Raw genomic sequence first — 12,415 nt, forward strand, 5'->3', positions numbered from 1 at the left:
GTCGTTCGCCGGCGAGCGCGTCAGTCGTCGGACCCGCCCGCGGTGTCCGGTGCCTGCTCGGCGGCACCTTCACCCGGCTGGCGGTTTCGCGCGCCGCCACGGCGGCGCCGCTTGCGGGGCGATTTTTCCTTCGAGCCGCCCTGCGTGAGCAATGTCTCGCGAGCAGCCGCGTCGCCTTCGATGAAATCCGTCCACCACTGTCCGACATCCGCATCGAGCTCGCCGGATTCGCAGCGTAACAGGAGGAAATCATACCCCGCTCTAAACCTTTGGTGTTCCAGCAGCCGCATCGCGCTGCGGCCCGAGCGTTTCTCGAGGCGCAGCTGCAGGCCCCAGATCTCGCGCATGTCGGCCGAATAACGCTTGTGGATCGCGAGTTTCTCGGTCTGCATGTCGAGCACGTCGTCCATCGCGCGATGGAGCGCCGGCACCGGGATTTCGCCTTCGGCCGTGTATTGCTCGAAGCGCTGGCGCATGTCGTGCCACAGCAGCGTCGCGAACAGGAAGCCCGGCGACACCGGCTTGCCGGCGCGCACGCGCGCGTCGGTGTTGTTCAGCGCGAGCGTGATGAACTTCTCGCCCTGCGGCTGTTCGAGCACGACGTCGAGGAGCGGCAGCAGCCCGTGGTGCAGGCCTTCCTTGCGCAGCCGCGTCAGGCACGCGAGTGCGTGGCCCGACAGCAGCAGCTTCAGCATTTCGTCGAACAGGCGCGCGGCCGGCACGTTGTTGATCAGGTCGGCGAGCGCGTTGATCGGCTCGCGCGTGTGCGGTTCGATCTCGAAGCCGAGCTTCGCCGCGAAGCGCACGACGCGCAGCATCCGCACCGGATCCTCGCGGAAACGCGTGGCCGGATCGCCGATCATCCGCAGCAGGCGGGCGCGCATGTCGGCCATCCCGTCGTGGTAGTCGAGCACCGTCTGCGTCGACGGGTCGTAGTACATCGCGTTGATCGTGAAGTCGCGGCGCGCGGCATCTTCATGCTGCTCGCCCCACACGTTGTCGCGCAGCACGCGGCCGCTCGCGTCGACCGCATGCGTGCGGCGATCGAGTTCGTCGCGCTTCAGGCGCTTCGGCGGCTCGGCCGCGGCAGCAGCCTCGGGCGGGGCGTCGACCAGCGCGCGGAACGTCGACACCTCGATCAGTTCCTGGCCGAACTGCACGTGGACGATCTGGAAGCGTCGGCCGATCAGGCGCGCGCGGCGGAACAGGCGCTGCACTTCGGTGGGCGTCGCGTCGGTCGCGACGTCGAAGTCCTTCGGCGCGATGCCGAACAGCAGATCGCGCACCGCGCCGCCGACGATGAACGCGCGAAAGCCCGCCTGCTGCAGCGTGTCGGTCACGCGCACGGCATTCTTCGAGATCAGCGACGGATCGATGCCGTGCACGCTGGCCTGTACGACGGTCGGCTCATGGTTGCTGCGCGGTTTCTTCGCGCCGCCGCCGCGAGCGGCCTTCGAGGTGCGCGGGGCAGCAGGGGCCGCTTCGTCGGCCGGGGCCGTTGCGGGGGGCGTTTGCTCGGTTTCGTCCTGGCCGAGCAGCTTGCGAATGAATTTTTTGATCACGACGTTCAGAAGAGATCGAGGATACGCCAGCCGCGGTTGCTTGCATGCGCGCGCAGCGTGTCGTCAGGGTTGGTCGCGATCGGGTCGGTGACTTTCTCGAGCAGCGGGATGTCGTTGTGCGAGTCGCTGTAGAAGTAGCTGTGCGCGAAGTCGTCCCAGTGCTTGCCGAGCGACGCGAGCCACGCTTCGGTACGCACGATCTTGCCTTCGCGATAGCTCGGTGTGCCGGTCGGCCGGCCCGTGTACGGTGAATCGGGATGCCCGTCGGTCGTTTCGACCTCGCACGCGATCAGCGTGTCGACGCCGAACGCCGATGCGATCGGGCGCGTGATGAATTCGTTGGTCGCCGTCACGACGCAGCACAGGTCGCCCGCATCGAGATGCTTGCGCACGAGTTCGAGCGCGGCGGGCGTCATTGCGGGGCGGATCACCTCGTGCATGTATTGCTCGTGCCATTCGGCGAGCTGCGCGCGCGAATACTTCGCGAGCGGCGTGAGCATCGCCGTGAGGTACGCGTGGATGTCGAGCTTGCCGGCCTTGTAGTCGGCGAAGAACTGATCGTTCTGACGCGAGAAGCTTTCCGCGTCGACGATGCCGAGCTTCACCATGAAGCGACCCCATTCGTGGTCGCTATCGGTCGGGATCAGCGTGTGATCGAGGTCAAAGAGTGCCAGATTAGTCATGGAAGCGCATTTTACTCGAAGCGGTTCGGGCCGGTGCCCGGAGGTGTGATGTCGTCGCCGGGACGGGCCAGCATCCGGCGCAGCAGCGGCAGCGTGACAGCGCGTTTTTGCTCGAGCGAGAAGCGGTCGAGCGCGTCGAGCAGCGCCATCAGGCTCGGCATGTCGCGGCGGAAATGGGTCAGCAGGTAGGCTGCGATGTCGTCGGTGAGCGCGATCCCGCGCTCCTTCGCCGCAAGCTTGAGCACGGCGATCTTGCCGGCGTCGGACGGCGGCGACAGGTGGAACACGAGCCCCCAGCCGAGGCGCGTGCGGAGATCCTCGCGCACGTCGAGCGCGAGCGGCGCCGCGGGGCCCGCCGCGACGAACGCGCTCGACGGATGCGCGCGGACCTCGTTGAACAGGTTGAACAGCGCGACCTGCTGCGTGTCGGTCATCCGGTCGCAGTCGTCGATCGCGTAGATGCCGATGCGCGGGTCGAACGTGAACGCGCCGAGCGGGCTCTGCGGCGTCAGATAGCGCGCATAACCGTATGACGCGTCGCTCACGAGCGCCTGCAGCAGGTGGCTGCGGCCGCTGCCGGGCTCGCCCCAGATATAGAACGACCGGTCCGGCACGGGGCCGGCCGCGAGCGCGAGGTCGAGCTTCTGGAGCCGCGTGATGAGCTCGCCGTTCTCCTCGCTCATGATGAAGTTGTCGAACGTGGCGGGCGGCGGCGTGCCGAGATCGAGCGTCAGTTGACGGGACACAGCAGTCACAATGCGGGTCGGTTGAAAAAACGCGTGCCGTACGCCGGGCACGCGCGGGGGAATGCGGCTCCGATGGCTGCACGCGCGACCGTACGCACGGCGCCGCGCCGGTTTCGGCGCGGTTCGCTCGGCGAAGAAAACGGGGACGTGTTGACCAAGATGCAATCCCTGACGATTCGGTGCTGGGAATTCCGGCCAACGGGCCGGCTTCGGGTAAAATCGCATTTTACCGACCTTCTCGCATTCCCCCATGAATCCTCCGAAATCCGCTCCTGACGCTCAGGGTCTGTCCTATCGCGACGCAGGCGTCGACATCGACGCAGGCGACGCGCTCATCGACAAGATCAAGCCTTTTGCGAAGAAAACCCTGCGCGACGGCGTGCTCGGCGGCATCGGCGGGTTCGGCGCGCTGTTCGAAGTGCCGAAGAAGTATCGCGAGCCCGTGCTCGTGTCGGGCACCGACGGCGTGGGCACCAAGCTCAAGCTGGCGTTTCATCTGAACAAACACGACACGGTCGGCCAGGATCTCGTCGCGATGAGCGTGAACGACATCCTCGTGCAGGGCGCCGAGCCGCTGTTCTTCCTCGACTACTTCGCGTGCGGCAAGCTCGACGTCGACACGGCCGCGACCGTCGTCAAGGGCATCGCGCAAGGCTGCGAACTGTCGGGCTGCGCGCTGATCGGCGGCGAAACCGCCGAAATGCCGGGCATGTACCCGGACGGCGAATACGATCTGGCCGGCTTCGCGGTCGGCGCGGTCGAGAAGAGCAAGATCATCGACGGCAGCACGATCGCCGAAGGCGACGTGGTGCTGGGCCTCGCATCGAGCGGCATCCACTCGAACGGCTTCTCGCTCGTGCGCAAGATCATCGAGCGCGCGAACCCCGACCTGTCGGCCGATTTCCACGGCCGCTCGCTCGCCGACGCGCTGATGGCGCCGACCCGCATCTACGTGAAGCCGCTGCTTGCGCTGATGCAGAAGCTGCCGGTGAAGGGCATGGCGCACATCACGGGCGGCGGTCTCGTCGAGAACATTCCGCGCGTGCTGCGCGAAGGCCTCACCGCCGAGCTCGACCAGAACGCATGGCCGCTGCCGCCGCTGTTCAAGTGGCTGCAGGAGCACGGCGGCGTCGCCGATGCGGAAATGCACCGCGTGTTCAACTGCGGGATCGGCATGGCCGTGATCGTCGCGGCGGCCGATGCCGATGCAGCGATCGCCGACCTGACCGCCGCCGGCGAACAGGTGTGGAAGATCGGTACCGTGCGCGCGACCCGCGAAGGCGAGGCGCAGACGGTCGTGGTCTGACGCACCGCCAGCAGCAGATGCAGCAACGAAAGCCGCCCGGAGTCGATCCGGGCGGTTTTTTTTCGGGCGCCGTGCGCGGCGCCGATGAAGGAGGGACGACGATGACCGAAGATGAACGCGCGATCCGCGAGCTCGTGGAAAACTGGTTCGTGTCGAGCCGGCGCGGCGATCTGGCGACCGTGCTCGACCTGATCGCCGACGACGCGATCTTCATGGTGGCCGGCAAGCCGCCGTTCGACAAGGCGGCATTCGCGGCCGCGTCGCGTGAAGCGAACGCGGGTGCGGAGCACGCGCCGAAGATCGACGGCCGCTACCGGATCGACGAACTGCGCGTGATGGGCGACTGGGCGTACATGCGCAATTTCCTCGAGATCGACGCGACGCCGCCGGGCGGCGAGACGATACGCCGTTCGGGCCATACGCTGACGATCTTCCGCAAGGCCGACGGCCGCTGGCAACTCGTGCGCGATGCGAATCTCGTGACGCTCGTGCACTGAGCGCGGCGGGGCGCGTGACGGTGCCTGCCGACGCTCAGGCGGACGGCCGCGGCGCGCCCGCCGGACGCGCGCCGGCCAGCAACGGCGGTACGAGCAGATAGAGCAGCGCGGCCGCGGCCCAGACGAGCCCCGGCCACGTCGCGCCTGGCGGCGCGCCAGCGCGGCTGACACGGGCTGCCGGCGGCCCGCTCAGCCCGGTGTGCGGCCGTCGAGCACGCGTTCGAGTGCGTCGAGCGCGCGGGCCGTCGAGTCCGGCGCGACGCAGTCGACGACGATCCGCTCGGGCATCGCGCGCAGCCACGTGATCTGGCGCTTGCAGAGTTGGCGCGTCGCGAAGATACCCTTGTCGCGCATCGTCCGGTAGTCGGTGTCGCCGTCGAGAAATTCCCACGCCTGCCGGTAGCCGACGCAGCGCATCGACGGCAGGCCGGGATGGAGGTCGTCGCGACGGCGCAGCCGTTCGACTTCGTCGATGAAGCCCGCGTCGAGCATCGCGTCGAAGCGCTGCGCGATCCGCGCGTGCAGCACCGCGCGATCCGACGGTTCGAGTGCGACCGGCACGAACCGAAACGCGGCGGCCGCATCGTCCGCGGGCGGCGGCGCGGCAAGCAGCACCGACATCGGCTGCCCGCTCAGCATGAAGATTTCAAGCGCACGCTGGATCCGCTGCGAATCGTTCGGCGCGAGCCGGGCGGCCGTCGCGGGGTCAACCTGCGCTAGCCGTGCATGGAGCGCGGGCCAGCCGTCGCGCGCGGCGTCGGCATCGAGTTCGGCGCGCACGGCTGGGTTGGCGCCCGGCAAGTCGTTGAGCCCCTGCGTCAGCGCCTTGTAGTACAGCATCGTGCCGCCCGCGAGCAGCGGCGTGCGGCCGCGCGCGGCGATCTCGCCGATCAGGCGCAGCGCGTCCGTGCGGAATTCCGCGGCCGAATACGCGTCGGCCGGGTCGATGATGTCGATCAGGTGATGCGGCACGCTCGCGCGCTCGTCGCGCGACGGTTTTGCGGTGCCGATATCCATGTCGCGGTAGACCAGCGCCGAATCGACGCTGACGATCTCGACCGGGCGGCGCGCGGCCAGCGCCAGCGCCGCGGCCGTCTTGCCCGATGCGGTGGGGCCGAGCAGGCAGGCGATCGTCGTCGGGCGGGAGGGCGGTGCGGCGCTCATTGGCCGCGCATGAACAGGCGGTCGAGATCGTTCAGCGTGAGCTGATACCAGGTCGGCCGGCCGTGGTTGCATTGATCTGCGCGCTCGGTCGCCTCCATCTGGCGCAGCAGCGCGTTCATCTCGTCGAGCGTCAGGCGCCGGTTCGCACGCACCGCGTGGTGGCACGCGAGCGTGCCGAGCAGTTCGTGCTGGCGCTCGGTGAGCACGCGCGAGCCGCCGAATGCGTGCAGGTCGGCGAGCACCGCACGCGCGAGCGCCTGCAGGTCGGCATCCTTCAGCAGCGCCGGCACCGCGCGGATCGCGAGCGTCGTCGGCGACAGCACCGCGAGATCGAAGCCGAGCGATTCGAGCGTGTCGCGCTCTTCCTCGACCGTACCGATCTCGACCGGCGTGGCCGTCATCGACACCGGCAGCAGCAGCGACTGCACGGCGACCGAGCGATCGGCGAGCGCGTTCTTGAACTGTTCGTACAGGATCCGCTCGTGTGCCGCGTGCATGTCGACGATCACCAGCCCGTGCGCGTTCTGCGCGAGCACGTAGATGCCGTGGATCTGGCCGAGCGCAAAGCCGAGCGGCTGCTCGTCGTGCGCGGTGGCTGCGAGCGGCGATGCGGTGAAGCCTGGCAGCGGCGCGATCGGCGTGCCGGCCGAATCGCGGGCGAGGCTCGTCGTGCCGTCCGGCGTGCCCGCGCCGGTGTCCTTGCGGCCGAACAACGCGTCGTAGAGCGCGAGCGGCTGAGCGACGGGCAGCGTTCCCTGCGTCATCCGCGCCTGGCGCATCCAGGTGTTGCCCGACGACGATGACGACGACGGCGACGAGAAACCGCTGCCGCTGGCCGCCTGGCCCTGGCCGAGCGGCGTGTCCAGGAACGATGCCGGCCCGCGCGGTGCGGGTTCGATATGCGCGGCATGGCCGCCCGCCGTGGTTTCCGGCGACGCGCCCGCATGGCGAGCGAGCGAGCGCTGGACCGCGTGGAACACATATTGGTGGATCGAGCGCGAATCGCGGAACCGCACTTCGATCTTCGACGGATGCACGTTCACGTCGACGGCTTCGGGCGGCAGGTCGAGGAACAGCACGTACGACGGGTAGCGGTCGCCGTGCAGCACGTCCTCGTAGGCCGCGCGCACCGCATGCGTCAGCAGCTTGTCGCGCACGAAGCGGCCGTTGACGAAGAAATACTGCTGGTCGGCGCGCCCGCGGCTCGCGGTCGGCAGGCCTGCGCAGCCGTAGACCGCGAGCGGGCCGGCCTGTTCGTCGAGCGGCAGGTGTGCGGTCGCGAAGCTGTCGCCGAGGATCTTCGCGACGCGTTGCGCGGGTTCGGTCGCATTCCAGTGCTCGACGGCCTTGCCGTTGTGCAGCACCGAGATCGCGACGTCCGGCCGCGCGAGCGCCGCGCGGCGGATCATTTCGAGGCAGTGGCCGAACTCGGTCTGCTCGCTCTTCAGGAACTTGCGCCGCGCGGGCGTGTTGAAGTACAGCTCGCGCACCTCGATCGTCGTGCCGATCGAGCCGGCGGCGGGCGACAGCACGCCCGTGTGCGCATCGATCTTCATCGCATGCGCGGCGTCGGCCGTCCGGCTCGTGATCGACATCTCGGCGACCGACGCGATCGACGCGAGCGCTTCGCCGCGGAACCCGAGCGTCGCGACCGCTTCGAGCTCCTCCAGCGAGCGGATCTTGCTGGTCGCATGGCGCATCAGCGCGAGCGCCAGCTCGTCGGGCGGAATCCCGCAACCGTCGTCGGTGATCGAGATGCGCTTGACGCCGCCTTCTTCCAGCACGATGCGCAGTGTTGTCGCGCCGGCGTCCATCGCGTTCTCGAGCAGTTCCTTGACGACTGACGCCGGGCGTTCGACGACCTCGCCGGCGGCGATCTGACTGATCAGCTGGTCGGGCAGGGGCTGGATCGCGCGCAGCGGGCGCGGAGCGGGGGCGGGCGCGGCGCCCGCGGCCGTTTCGGTGATATCGGACATGGCCGAATTATAGCGAGGCGGCGGATGTATGCCGGGGCGCCCGGCGGTTACGTTTTTTCACGGAGCCTTAAGGTAGTTTCGGTATCATGGGTCCGTAACGCACGCCGGCCTTGGCTGGCGCGCGCTTCAGCCTTTTCTGGCCATTCCGGCCCTTTCGCCTTCGAGGAATCGCATTTGGATACGCTGCTTCATTTCGTCAATCTTGTCCTGCATATCGACGCATTCCTCGGCGATTTCATCCGGCAGTACGGCGCGTGGGTCTATGTCGTGCTGTTCCTGATCGTGTTCTGCGAGACGGGGCTCGTCGTGTTCCCGTTCCTGCCCGGCGATTCGCTGCTGTTCATCGGCGGCGCGTTTGCGGCGACGGGCGAAATGAACGTCGGCGCGCTGATCGTGCTGCTGCTCGTCGCGGCGATCGCCGGCAACACCGTGAACTACCTGATCGGCCGCTGGGTCGGCCCGAAGGTCTTCAATACCCATATCCCGGTGCTCGAGCGCTTCCTCGATCGCGCCGCGCTGCAGAAGACCCACTCGTTCTACGACAAGCACGGCGGCAAGACGATCGTGCTCGCGCGCTTCATTCCGGTCGTGCGCACGTTCGCGCCGTTCGTCGCGGGCGCGTCGTCGATGAGCGCCGCGCGCTTCCAGCTCTTCAACGTGATCGGCGCGCTGGTGTGGGTGCTGCTGCTCGTGCTGCTCGGTTACTTCTTCGGCAACATCCCGTTCATCCGCCAATACCTGAACGTGATCGTGCTGGTCGGGATCGGCGCGGCGATCGTGCCGGTCGCGCTCGGCGCGGTGTGGAAGCTCGTGCGCGGGCGGCGGTCGGACAATGCGCAGGGGACGGGCGGGCGCTGAGCGGGGGGGCTTCGTTTCTGGTGCAATAAAAAAGTTCATCGCGGATTACCGGGGAACGCGGCGCGGATCTTGACGAAGAAGGACTCATCGTCGCGGTACCCGTCAGCCCTGCGCTTGATGACCTTGATGGTGCTGTTGACGCCTTCACGATGCCGGTATTGCGCGGCTGGCGGGCGCGCGGACGTCGAACGCCCGTTCCTGCGCGACCACCTTGTTTTCCGGATCGGTCATGTGATGGATCCTCGTGCGCGGAAGACCGGCTGATCTCTTCTCGTGCCGTGTCCTCATTGCGTCGGCAGTTCGGGCGCAAGCCCTCCGCTTTCGCGCAGCGCGACGGATCGCAATCCAATCCCGACAGTTCGATTGTCGTTGGGATTTCCCCCCACGTCGCAGGGCCGCAATGCCCCTTGCACATCGAAGGCAATGATCAGCAACCGGTGCTTGACGGCTTCGGCGTCGAGTCTGACGACCCACTCCATGCTCCCGTCCTGGCCGAGGGACAACCGACATTCGTGGCCATTGACCAGGATGCGTATGGTCGGCGGGGTCACCGTGCCGGGAGCAAACACCTGGCCGTGCAACGAGAATTCGAAGTCGCCGCCAGGCGGCACGTTATCGGGAAAGCCCAGTGGAATAACCAGCCACGCGTGCGCTTCTGCACTCCACACGCCCCAATTTTCAGGCCAGTACCAGCCATATCCGAAGACAGTACATGCAGCACCCGGCGCACCCAGCGCCATGCTCAGCGACTGTCCCGGCACGAGCGTCGGCAATTCCTGCAGACCGTTCGCCGCTGGATCCAGTCCCCAGCGGTAGCCGAAGATCTGGTTGAGCATGTCCTCGGGAAACGCCGGCGGCGGGTTGGCCGAAAGTCGAGGCAGGGGCCAATGCCACGCGCGCTGTCTCGCACGGGCGAAAGCCCTTAGCGAGCGAACGCTGGCCACCTCGAGCCTGACGGGTATCCACGGTGAGCAGGTTGTCGGCAGAAGACCGACCCGATTGCGGTCATCGGTGAGCAATCGCCGAATATCGTTGCACCCAAGATAGCTGGCTTCGTTAAGCACACCGGAGGATACCGCTCCGACGAATGCAAGATTGTCCGCGCAGAGCAGACTGTATGTGTTGCCGCTCACGAGCACCGCGTTGGGCACCTGTTCCAGCAATGCGTGCAGGTGGCTCGTATCGGTCTGCGCGGGATGAGGACGAATAGCAAGGAGATCGACCTCCTTCGCCCAATCGCTGATTTGCTTGACGAAATCGACGGGGCGCGTGAGGCGGCCACCGTGCACCACAGCCAGATCAACGGTCATCTGCCCGACAAAAACACCTACGCTCCGATCAGGCCGCACAATAAAAGACTGTCCGCGCCGCGCAAAGTGGGCGCGCAAGCCGGCGGCCGCAGACCAGATTATCTCTTCGTCTATGCGCAGCCGCTCCAGTTCACGCTGAATCCCGGGATCGTTGGTGCGCATTGCCAGATGCAGATCGCGGGTAAAGCGGATCGAGTGGATTTCCACGTCGATGAATGCCGCTCCGTGGCAGTCTACATAATGCATGATGGACGGCGGCAAGCCCCAGCCAATCACCAGGGTAGCGGGCGTCAAGGCCAGTGAGCTCAAGTGCTCTGCGGCCTGATTCAAGTCGGTCGTGCACGCAGCGGCCCATCCGTCCGGGCTTTGCGGTAAGTCCAGTGCCTCCATAACCTTGCGTACTGGAATGCTCCCGCCCTGCGACCGGGAGCAGACTTCCCTCACGCGCCAACCCAGTCTCGAAGCTGCCGTGCCGAAGAAAGCACGCAAGAACTTGCGGTTGACCTGTGATGCCAGCGGCAATCCGTTTTCGCGCGTCCGAAAAAAATCGTCAGCGAAGACCACCTCGTCGATGTGCGGTCGTCGTTTCAATTCCAGCATGAATCCATCGATTGTTTATTGCAGGTTACTGAATGTATTGCGAGTGCATCCATGACGAAGACAGGTCGCGTCAGGTGACCGTCTCGCGAGAAAACCCGAACGTCGGACTTGTGTGGCGATGCATTTCGCCCGGCTCGACGTCGACCTCCGCAAACTCCGGTTCGTGGTCGTGTTTGCGCAAAAACACACGATAGCCGTACTGGGGTGTCCCGCTCAAGCGGTGCCGCAACACATGCCGCAGATCGCCAAAGAGCCCGGCGACGATGGCACGCGGCGGGCAGCGACCAAGCATCTCCATGCCGCCTGATAGCGCATCGCCTTCCGCTCCCTCGATAATCCGACTCCAGATGTCGAACGCGCCGTGCTCGATCCGTAGCGCATCGATGCTCGTGGTTTGCACGGAAATCATGTGATGAATGTCGCCGAAGATGTACAGAAACAGCGCAAGCACTTTGTCCTTCAGGCTCGATCCTTGATGGCGCGCGAGCGAAACGGTCATCATGGTCGAGTGCCCCCGCATCGGAGGAGATCCTGGTCCGCGGGAACGACGCGGTCGGTAGCCCCCTCGCGAGCTTGGCATGAAGCTCAGGAATCGGCTCAGCAGCGATTACGCGACGCGCACCGGTCTCGAGCAACTTGATTGCGGTGACGCCGATATTCGCGCTGACATCGAGCGATCTGATTGCTTGTCCTGACGAATCGGCGGAACCGGGTCCGGTCTATATCATCTTTCGGATATCGAATATCCGGGATCAGCGACACCGAATAGTACCTTTCGTGCCGGCGAGACAAATCAAACGTGATGGGTATCGCACCGATTTCGAAAGTGCCTTTTCCGCTGCCCCGGATGCTGCCTTCGAATTCCGTGTAAAGCGTCTCCTGCGTCGACATTACGCTCTCTTCTGTTAATGGGGGCATATTGTCCGCCCGCGTCGGTGCCTATCGTACTCGCGCACAGGGTGAGCTTGATATTACTTTCAGTCACCGTTAATTACATTTCATTACATGGCATTGCCGGGTCCGCTAATTCGAGACATTGCTGCATCACGAGTATTGGGGTGACGAAGTCGCGAGGCCGTGTCGACGCCGCTTTCGATTCGGCAAGCGATGTCATCGCCGCATGCTCTCGCTCATGCTCCGGAATCCGACGCCCTTGACTCGAGCCCCTTCTCCCGAAGCACCTTCCGTGTCCGTCGCCGTCCTGCTACGTGCAAGCCATTCGCACCTTTATCCCGGCAGTATCGTGACGCTCGACGATGCACCGCGCATCGAGAAGCCGCATCCGGCCATAATCGAATTCGCCGGCGGATCGGGTGTGGCCGCGACGCTTGCTTCGCCCGACGACGATACATTCGAACTCGCCGTGGACGAATACCGTGACGAACGGTACTTCTTCCTCAAGATCCGCGCCGCGTTCCCCGGTAATCCGCGATGATCCAAAACAAAACCCTCGCACTTGGCGAGGGTCTGTCAGCAGTCTGAGCGTGGCGGTTGCCACGCTTTTTTCGTGTGCGCCCAGCATGGGCGCACTCCTGCGGGTGCAAGTCCCGCCATAAGCTGATCACGGCAAATGAAGCGAAGCGCAACTGCATGAGGGCGACCGAGTGTGGGGAGGAAGCGTGGAGCGTAAATCGCGAGCCGATGGACAAGAACCGCATAGAAGGCGCTGCCGAGCAGGGCGAGTGGGCACGTAACCACAAAGCTCTCGTGATC

At 65.8% G+C, this 12,415-nt stretch carries 12 protein-coding genes; 4 read left to right on the forward strand and 8 right to left on the reverse strand.

Going from position 1 to position 12,415, the window contains the following annotated elements; translation table 11 throughout:
- Nucleotides 1-20: 20 nt before the first annotated feature.
- Genes pcnB through hda form a run of 3 tightly spaced genes read right to left on the reverse strand, consistent with a single transcriptional unit; the run spans nt 21 to nt 2,991 of the window.
- The gene (pcnB, locus tag CUJ89_RS03750) at nt 21-1,562 is read right to left on the reverse strand and encodes a polynucleotide adenylyltransferase PcnB (RefSeq protein ID WP_114176186.1); all 1,542 of its coding nucleotides are present in this window, start codon (nt 1,560-1,562) and stop codon (nt 21-23) included.
- A gap of 5 nt (nt 1,563-1,567) precedes the next feature.
- Complete coding sequence (locus CUJ89_RS03755) at nt 1,568-2,245, reverse strand: HAD family hydrolase (protein WP_114176187.1); 678 nt, start codon at nt 2,243-2,245, stop codon at nt 1,568-1,570.
- Between the two features lie 11 nt (nt 2,246-2,256).
- Complete coding sequence (gene hda / locus CUJ89_RS03760) at nt 2,257-2,991, reverse strand: DnaA regulatory inactivator Hda (RefSeq protein WP_219139655.1); 735 nt, start codon at nt 2,989-2,991, stop codon at nt 2,257-2,259.
- A gap of 250 nt (nt 2,992-3,241) precedes the next feature.
- Here hda and purM point away from each other — a divergent pair, with 250 nt between their 5' ends.
- Together purM and CUJ89_RS03770 are read left to right on the forward strand one after the other, a co-directional pair.
- Entirely contained in the window at nt 3,242-4,297 is a 1,056-nt protein-coding gene (gene purM / locus CUJ89_RS03765) for a phosphoribosylformylglycinamidine cyclo-ligase (protein ID WP_114176189.1), read from the forward strand.
- Between the two features lie 101 nt (nt 4,298-4,398).
- Nucleotides 4,399-4,794, forward strand: a complete 396-nt coding sequence (locus tag CUJ89_RS03770) for a YybH family protein (RefSeq protein WP_114178474.1) — start codon at nt 4,399-4,401, stop codon at nt 4,792-4,794.
- A gap of 189 nt (nt 4,795-4,983) precedes the next feature.
- On the opposite strand, the gene miaA is transcribed toward CUJ89_RS03770, so the two are convergent.
- Together miaA and mutL are read right to left on the reverse strand one after the other, a co-directional pair.
- Nucleotides 4,984-5,958, reverse strand: coding sequence for a tRNA (adenosine(37)-N6)-dimethylallyltransferase MiaA (gene miaA, locus CUJ89_RS03780; protein ID WP_114176191.1), 975 nt, complete (start codon nt 5,956-5,958; stop codon nt 4,984-4,986).
- Nucleotides 5,955-7,934, reverse strand: a complete 1,980-nt coding sequence (gene mutL, locus CUJ89_RS03785) for a DNA mismatch repair endonuclease MutL (protein ID WP_114176192.1) — start codon at nt 7,932-7,934, stop codon at nt 5,955-5,957. The genes miaA and mutL overlap by 4 nt, the downstream gene beginning before the upstream one ends.
- A gap of 174 nt (nt 7,935-8,108) precedes the next feature.
- Here mutL and CUJ89_RS03790 point away from each other — a divergent pair, with 174 nt between their 5' ends.
- Nucleotides 8,109-8,792, forward strand: coding sequence for a DedA family protein (locus tag CUJ89_RS03790; RefSeq protein WP_201752270.1), 684 nt, complete (start codon nt 8,109-8,111; stop codon nt 8,790-8,792).
- A gap of 35 nt (nt 8,793-8,827) precedes the next feature.
- Here the strand turns inward: CUJ89_RS03790 and CUJ89_RS39030 are convergent, their stop codons facing one another.
- The 3 genes from CUJ89_RS39030 to CUJ89_RS03805 form a co-directional block, all read right to left on the reverse strand.
- Nucleotides 8,828-9,016: a transposase gene (locus CUJ89_RS39030; RefSeq protein WP_415859041.1), complete on the reverse strand. Its 189-nt coding sequence runs from the start codon at nt 9,014-9,016 to the stop codon at nt 8,828-8,830.
- Nucleotides 9,017-9,076: 60 nt separating this feature from the next.
- On the reverse strand, nt 9,077-10,702 hold the full coding sequence (locus CUJ89_RS03800; protein ID WP_114176193.1) for a hypothetical protein: 1,626 nt from the start codon (nt 10,700-10,702) through the stop codon (nt 9,077-9,079).
- Between the two features lie 70 nt (nt 10,703-10,772).
- A complete protein-coding gene (locus CUJ89_RS03805; RefSeq protein ID WP_152036582.1) occupies nt 10,773-11,204 on the reverse strand; it encodes a hypothetical protein in 432 nt (143 codons plus the stop codon).
- A gap of 618 nt (nt 11,205-11,822) precedes the next feature.
- On the opposite strand from CUJ89_RS03805, the gene CUJ89_RS03810 reads away from it, so the two are divergent.
- Nucleotides 11,823-12,137: a hypothetical protein gene (locus CUJ89_RS03810; protein ID WP_236654914.1), complete on the forward strand. Its 315-nt coding sequence runs from the start codon at nt 11,823-11,825 to the stop codon at nt 12,135-12,137.
- The last annotated feature ends 278 nt before the right edge of the window (nt 12,138-12,415 follow it).

Source organism: Burkholderia pyrrocinia (assembly GCF_003330765.1).
Lineage (GTDB): Bacteria > Pseudomonadota > Gammaproteobacteria > Burkholderiales > Burkholderiaceae > Burkholderia > Burkholderia pyrrocinia_B.

Excerpts from the sequence above, each read along its gene's own strand:
- CUJ89_RS03755 (WP_114176187.1), bottom strand. The coding sequence starts at position 2,245 with ATGACTAATCTGGCACTCTTTGACCTCGATCACACGCTGATCCCGACC.
- purM (WP_114176189.1), top strand. The coding sequence starts at position 3,242 with ATGAATCCTCCGAAATCCGCTCCTGACGCTCAGGGTCTGTCCTATCGC.
- CUJ89_RS03770 (WP_114178474.1), top strand. The coding sequence starts at position 4,399 with ATGACCGAAGATGAACGCGCGATCCGCGAGCTCGTGGAAAACTGGTTC.
- miaA (WP_114176191.1), bottom strand. The coding sequence starts at position 5,958 with ATGAGCGCCGCACCGCCCTCCCGCCCGACGACGATCGCCTGCCTGCTC.
- mutL (WP_114176192.1), bottom strand. The coding sequence starts at position 7,934 with ATGTCCGATATCACCGAAACGGCCGCGGGCGCCGCGCCCGCCCCCGCT.
- CUJ89_RS03800 (WP_114176193.1), bottom strand. The coding sequence starts at position 10,702 with ATGCTGGAATTGAAACGACGACCGCACATCGACGAGGTGGTCTTCGCT.
- CUJ89_RS03805 (WP_152036582.1), bottom strand. The coding sequence starts at position 11,204 with ATGATGACCGTTTCGCTCGCGCGCCATCAAGGATCGAGCCTGAAGGAC.
- CUJ89_RS03810 (WP_236654914.1), top strand. The coding sequence starts at position 11,823 with ATGCTCTCGCTCATGCTCCGGAATCCGACGCCCTTGACTCGAGCCCCT.